Raw genomic sequence first — 4,539 nt, 5'->3', positions numbered from 1 at the left:
TCCGACTTAGCACTTTCTGTCGGTGCAAAAATTATCGTTGCTAACTGTGCTAGTCTTCCAGAGATTTATGAAGAAGCGGCTCAATATATTAATTCTGATAATACAAACTGCAATCTTACAGAAATTGCAAAAAATCCAGTTAATCAAGATAAAATTAATATAATTTTAAATAAATACACCTATCAAAAAGCTTCAGAACTGTTGTATAATGAACTTATGGAGGCTGTTCTATGAGAAAAATTGCTATCGTACATGACTGGCTTGTAAATTACGGTGGAGCTGAACGCGTTGTAGAAGAGCTTCTCAAAATCTATCCTGAAGCAGAAATTTTTACTCTTGTGTACGACGAAAAAAAAATGGGAAAAATTTTTCCGAAAGAAAAAGTGCACACAAGTTTTATCCAGAAATGGCCTTTTTCAACAAAGCTTTACACAAAATTCTTAAAATTTATGCCTAAAGCTTTTGAATCCTTTGATTTTTCGAACTATAAACTCGTAATATGCTCTTCTTCCTGCTGTGCAAAAGGCGTTATTACACCTCCGCTTGTTCCTCATGTTGCCTATATTCATACTCCAATGCGCTATGCATGGGACAAATATTTTGAGTACAGAGCTTCAAGCGGATTATTAACAAAATTTTTTATGAACCGCTGGATGCCGCAGATTCGTTTATGGGATTATGTTTCAAGCCAGAGAATTGACGGCCTTATAGCAAATTCAAACTATATTTCGCGCAGAATAAAAAAATACTGGAACAGAGATTCAATGGTTGTCTGGCCTCCTGTAGATACAGAAAGGCTTTCTCCAAACGGAAAAGAGCCTGAAGATTTTTTTGTTGTTTTCAGCCGTTTTGTTTCTTACAAAAGAATCGATCTTGCAATTACAGCATGTGCAAACTTAAAGAAAAAGCTTGTTGTAATTGGAAGTGGAAGCCAGGAAAAAGAACTGAAAGCGCTTGCTCAAAGCTATAAAGATGCAGACATCACTTTCACAGGGCGTATTTCTGACGAAGAAGTAAAAGATTACCTTCAGCGCTGCCGTGCCTTAATTTTCTGTGCAGAAGAAGATTTCGGAATTATTCCTGTTGAAGCACAGGCATGCGGACGACCTGTAATTGCTTTTGGAAAAGGCGGTGCAGTTGAGACAGTAATAAACGGAAAAACAGGAGTTTTCTTCAGTCATCAGACTTCTGATTCAGTAGAACGTGCAATAAATCGTTTTGAAGCTCTTGAAAAAGAAAATCCATATACTTTTGATTCTGATTTTATTGCACAACATGCACAAAAATTTTCTACAGAACGATTCTTCAGAGAAATTAAAGAGTGCATAGATAAAACAATTATCCGTATGGACGAAGAAACAACAGCAAAACAATAAACGGTGAATAAAATGCTTCGAATTGCAATCGACTGCCGCATGATAGGCTCCGGCGGAATAGGTTCATTTATTTCTGAACTTATTCCCTGGTTTCTGGAAGAAAATGAATGTCTTTTAATTGGAACTCATGAACAGTGTACACCATTTGTACGAATGCAGAATGTTGAATTCTGTTTTTGTGACACTAAACCATTCTCCTTATCTGAGATTTTAAATTTTCCTTCTGAAGTCCTGGAAAAAATCAACAGTTACAATTATTATTTTACTCCATACTGTAATATTCCGGGTGGCATAAATATTCCGGTTTTTTCAACAATCCATGATGTAGTTTTCCTTGATGTAAAAGGGCTTACAGGATTTTCTGGACGTCTTATACGAAAGGAATTTTATAAAAGAGCCGTAAATTACTCAAAAGCTGTATTTACTGTCTCTAATTTTTCAAAAGAACGTATTTTGCATCATCTTCACTGCAAAAAGCCTCTAGAAGTTATCTATAATGCAGCTCCCGCATATTTAAAACAGCCCTTTGAAAACGAACTGCCGGCAAAAAAGAATCAGATTCTATTTGTAGGAAACATAAAAAAACATAAAGGATTAAAAACACTTCTCGAAGCTTTTGAAAAAGCTTCTAACAGTTCATCTGAATTTAATTCGAATCTAGTTATCGTTGGAAATGCCGAAAATTTCCGTACCGGAGACGAAGAAACTGTTAATAAAATCAACGTTCTCATTGAAAATGGAGCAAAAATAAGCTTTACCGGCCGCATTTCTAATGATGAATTAAAATATCTGTATGCTTCTTCCCGGCTTTTAGTTCAACCTTCACTTTATGAAGGCTTTGGAATGCCTCCTCTTGAAGCTTTAACAATGGGCACAAGGGCTATTATTTCAGACATTCCTGTCTTTAAAGAAATATACCAGGACTTACCGGTTACTTTTTTTAAGGCCGGAGATTCAGAAGATTTGTGCAGAAAGCTTCTTTTATGCAGCGATGAACCTTTTTCGGAAGAAGAAAACTCTCTTATACAAAATAAATATTCCTATAAAGACTCTGCAAAGAAAATTATTGAAGTAATGAGAAGAAAACTGTAAAATAATCTTAGCTATGACGAACGAAGAATATAAAAAGTTTTTCAAGAAAAATTTCTGGCGCACAAGTTCTTTTACTTCCGGTATGTCTCTTATGATTGTTGATGCTGTCGTAGTAATGCTTTGCATAGGAATTTCTTTCTTTATTGTTAATTTTATAAATCATCACTGGATTAATTTCCGTTCTTTCGTTACCTACTGGATTTATCTTCCTCCAATGCTGGCAGTTTTTTATGCAGCAGGGCTTTATCCGGGACTTGTTTATCCGCCTGCAGATGAAGTTAAAAAATTCGGAATCTGTTCTTTTTTCGTCTTTGTTGGAATAGCCCTTTCGATTACTGTAGAAGAAGCTGATGATAAATGGCCGATTGTAATTGCCCTTATCTGTGCAACCCCATTTGCATTAATTTTATTACCTGCAGCCCGGGAACTGGCACGTTCTCTTTTTTCACGGCGCAAATGGTTTGGAGTGCCTGCAGTTATTTATGTTTCAGGAAATTCTGGAGATGTAATTATTGAACGTCTTATAAAACGTAAAGATTTGGGTTATAAACCCTGCATGATTGTAGACAGCAGAGCCTTTATTCCAGGCGAAAAATTCGGCATTCCGGTTTATCCGCCATCAAAAGAAACTTTTTCCTTTATAAAATCCTTCAAAATCAAAGTTGCTGTTCTCTGCGATTACGACCGGGATACAACACACATTAATTCATATTTCCGTTACACACTCCAGATACCAAAAATTAACGATGTTTCCACAATTTCAACAAATGTCCGCGATTTAGGTGGTATTTTAGGATTTTCTTCAACACACAATCTTACAAAGCCAGTCAGTCTTTTCTGGAAGCGTTTTATTGACTTGTTTTTGCTTTTACTTTCTTCCCCAGTTGTTTTACCAGTCGTTATTTTTGTTTCAATTATAATAAAAATAACTTCACCAGGACCTGTTTTTTATGGACATAAACGTTCAGGCAAAAACGGAAAAGAATTTAAATGCTGGAAATTCCGCTCAATGGTTATCGATGCAGACAAACAGCTTGAAAAAATCTTAGCAGAAAATCCTGAAATGCGTGCTGAATGGGAAAAAGACCGTAAATTTACAAATGATCCCCGTGTTACAAAAATCGGTAAAATCCTGCGTAAAACCAGCATTGACGAGCTTCCTCAGTTCTTTAATGTCCTTACAGGCGAAATGAGTTTTATAGGTCCACGTCCTGTTACAGAGCCCGAACTTGTAAAATACGGAAATAAAGCAGAATTTATTCTTTCAGTACAGCCAGGCCTTAGCGGAATGTGGCAGATTTCCGGTAGGAGTGATACAGGTTACGAAGAGAGGGTTACACTTGATTCATACTACATTCAAAACTGGTCTGTATGGCTTGATATATGGATTATTATAAAAACAGTTTATGTAGTTTTACGGGGAAAAGGTGCGTATTAGCAAAACCTCACCACGTTTTTTTTTAATTTTTATTTTTTCTTTCTTTTCTTTCTCTCTTTTTTCAGAGCGTTATCAGATTTCTGATGTTTCATATACTCTCGATAAAACCCGCGAACAGGATTTAAGACGGGTAGTTTCTGTAAATACAGAAAAAATTTTTGAAAGTAAAGAAGAGCTTGATTCTTACCTTGCAGATTTACGGCAGCGTCTTATGAATACAAGAGCATTTGATGACGTTCAGTTAGAAGCAGAATATGAACAGCCGGAATCTGAAGATATAAACAATGTGCTTCTAAACATTAATGCAAAAGATTCAAAACACCTTTTAATACTTCCTTATCCAAAATATGATTCAAATAACGGCCTTATTTTTAAGATTAAAGCAAAAGATGTAAATTTTTTAGGTACTTTAAATACCATGAATGCCGGTATTTTTGCAGGCCTTAAAGAAGATTTACAGACAGGAAAACAGAATCTGACATTTGGGGCAGAATTTAACTACAGTTATCCTTTTCAGGCAGGCCCCTTTTCAGGAAGCTGGAACAATCTTTTTGATTTTGAATACACAAAAGGAGTAAATGAGCTTGAATTCCAAACGGGTACGGGTTTTACCTTTGAACTTCCATTTCAAAG

General features: G+C 35.7%; 3 protein-coding genes and 2 pseudogenes. All 5 read left to right on the top strand.

The features are described from left to right. Positions 1 to 234, top strand: a pseudogene (locus ACKI5B_RS12220) (hypothetical protein); the annotation flags it as partial. After that, positions 231 to 1,376 (top strand): glycosyltransferase, encoded by a 1,146-nt coding sequence (locus ACKI5B_RS12215; RefSeq protein WP_407429161.1) that lies wholly within the window; start codon positions 231 to 233, stop codon positions 1,374 to 1,376. The pseudogene ACKI5B_RS12220 and the gene ACKI5B_RS12215, both read left to right, overlap by 4 nt. Positions 1,377 to 1,388: 12 nt before the next feature. Continuing rightward, positions 1,389 to 2,468, top strand: a complete 1,080-nt coding sequence (locus ACKI5B_RS12210; protein WP_407429159.1) for a glycosyltransferase family 4 protein — start codon at positions 1,389 to 1,391, stop codon at positions 2,466 to 2,468. 13 nt (positions 2,469 to 2,481) lie between these two features. Next, positions 2,482 to 3,906 (top strand): undecaprenyl-phosphate galactose phosphotransferase WbaP, encoded by a 1,425-nt coding sequence (gene wbaP / locus ACKI5B_RS12205; protein WP_407429157.1) that lies wholly within the window; start codon positions 2,482 to 2,484, stop codon positions 3,904 to 3,906. Then, positions 3,896 to 4,539, top strand: a pseudogene (locus ACKI5B_RS12200) (hypothetical protein); the annotation flags it as partial. The gene wbaP and the pseudogene ACKI5B_RS12200, both read left to right, overlap by 11 nt.

The organism is Treponema sp., assembly GCF_045657965.1.
In the GTDB taxonomy this organism is placed as follows: domain Bacteria; phylum Spirochaetota; class Spirochaetia; order Treponematales; family Treponemataceae; genus Treponema_D.
Note: the sequence above shows the minus strand (reverse complement) of the source record. Positions and strands in the feature narration are given on the sequence as shown.